2 protein-coding genes and 1 pseudogene are annotated in these 2022 nt (G+C 72.8%); 2 read left to right on the top strand and 1 reads right to left on the bottom strand.

Annotated features, from left to right (window positions below; genetic code table 11):
• Nucleotides 1-227: 227 nt before the first annotated feature.
• On the bottom strand, nucleotides 228-1433 hold the full coding sequence (locus ACVNF4_RS35165; RefSeq protein WP_461806909.1) for a metallophosphoesterase: 1206 nt from the start codon (nucleotides 1431-1433) through the stop codon (nucleotides 228-230).
• A gap of 87 nt (nucleotides 1434-1520) precedes the next feature.
• Here ACVNF4_RS35165 and ACVNF4_RS35160 point away from each other — a divergent pair, with 87 nt between their 5' ends.
• Nucleotides 1521-1646, top strand: coding sequence for a hypothetical protein (locus ACVNF4_RS35160; protein WP_461806908.1), 126 nt, complete (start codon nucleotides 1521-1523; stop codon nucleotides 1644-1646).
• Between the two features lie 259 nt (nucleotides 1647-1905).
• A pseudogene (locus tag ACVNF4_RS35155) lies at nucleotides 1906-2022 on the top strand (translation elongation factor Ts); the annotation flags it as partial.

Below are 2022 nucleotides of genomic sequence, written 5' to 3'. Positions count from 1 at the left end.
GTGACGAGCAGGACACGCGCCGCCCCACCGGTGGCGCCGAGGACCTCGGCCACCGCCCTGACGTCGTCTTCTCTGCCGATGACCACTTCTTGCACAGCGCCACCTCGTTCGTTCTCCCGGCCCCGGGGAAAAGACGAAGGCTGATCATTCTCCGTTCCCTCTGCCTGACTGCTCGCGGCAGGGGCGCGGGACCGGTGCCGGCCGGGGTCCGCTCATCCCGTGCCGCGTCACCTCACGGAGCGCAGCACCAGCAGGGTGATCTCGCTGGGTGCGAAGACCCGGAACGGCGGGCCCCAGAAGCCGGTGCCCCGGCTGGTGTAGAGGAGGGTGCGGGGGCCGTGGCGGGTGAGGCCGGCCAGGGCGGGCTGGTCGAGGCGGACCAGGTGGTGGAAGGGCCAGATCTGGCCGCCGTGGGTGTGCCCGGAGAGCTGGAGGTCGACGCCGCCGGCCACCGCCCGGTCGACGAACGCGGGCTGGTGCGCAAGGAGGAGGACGGGGAGGCCGGGGTCGGCCCCCTCCAGGGCTCCGGCGAGGTGCGCGCGGTGCCCTGCCAGGCCCGAGGACTCGGCGGTGACGTCGTCCACACCGGCGACCACGAGCGTGTCGCCGCCGCGCTCCAGCAGCAGATGCCGGTTGCGCAGCGGCTCCCAGCCCAGCTCGTCCATCAGGTCGACCCAGCCCTGGGCCTCGCTGTAGTACTCGTGGTTGCCGGTGACGTAGACCCGGGCGTACGTCGCCCGCACGGCCGCCAGCGGGGCGGCCTGCTCGCGCCGGCGCTCCGCCGTGCCGTCCGCGATGTCACCCGTGTGACAGACCAGGTCGGCCTCCAGGGTGTTCACCGTCTCGCACACCCGCGCCGACCAGCGGACGCGGTCGAGGGGGCCGTAGTGCGTGTCCGTGATCAGGGCGACGCGCAGGCCGTCCAACCCGGCGCCCAGACGCGGGAGTTGCACATCGACCCGCCGCACACGCGGCACCCGGCGGGCCTCGGCGTACCCCCACGCCAGCAGCACGGCGCTCACACCGAGGACGGCCCACGTGACGATCCTGGCCCGGTCCTGTCCCTCACCGACACCGGCCACGGTCAGGGCGAGCCGCAGGACGACGCCGAGCAGCACGGACCACGTGAACAGGACCCAGCTCACGCCCAGCAGGGTGTCGCCGACGATCGCCGCCCGGTCCTGCTGCCGCCGCCCGTGACCACGCGCCATCGCCAGCGGCATCCCGACGAGACCCAGGACGAACACGGCGGTGCCGGCGAGGGTGACGGGCAGCGGCCAGTGCTGGCCGGTGTGCAGGAGCACCCCGTACGGCACGGCCCACAGCAGCACGGGCGCGATCAGCGGGAGGTGGCGCAGCACGCGGTGCAGCAGACTCCGCCGTGCCGCTCCCGCCTCACCGTCGGTGGGCCGGGTGTCGCTGGTGTCGGTCACGCTTCCCCTCACATGCCGGGCTGCTGTTGCGCGCACTGTATCCGGTCGTCGGCGGGGTGGAGGGGCGCCGCCCTTTGGGGGCCTCGCATGACGGAACTCGCCGACGCCTGTCCTGTCGTGGCGAGTTACGAGGGCCGGGACCGGATGCTCGACGACGCCGAGGCCGGGCCCCGCCCGCTGCGGCCTCTTCGCCGCTCATCCCGTGCGCGGTGAGCAGGACCCTGATCACCCCTGAGCAGTCCCTGAGCCGACCCGGAGATGCCCCTGACAGAGGCACCACGCGGTGGACTGTTCACCTAACGTGACGGCAGGAACTCGCTTCACGAGGGGGATGCATGCAGTTGCCGAGGGGCCGGTCGACATTCCGGCGTATCGCCGAGCGGGCCACCGCCATGGTCGTGGCGGTGGGAGCGGTCATGAGCGTCGGCGCCGGGTCGGCCATCGCCGCGCCGGTCCACGCGTCGCCGTCCGGCACCGTGTGGTCTCGATCATCGCGGACGACAACAGCACCGGCGTCCTCGTCGAGCTGAAGTGCGAGACGGACTTCGTCGCCAAGGGCGAGAAGTTCCAGGCCGTCGCCCAGCAGATC

Source organism: Streptomyces sp. S6, from assembly GCF_054880855.1.
The sequence above is the reverse complement of the archived record's forward strand: the minus strand, read 5'-3'. Positions and strand labels throughout refer to the sequence as shown.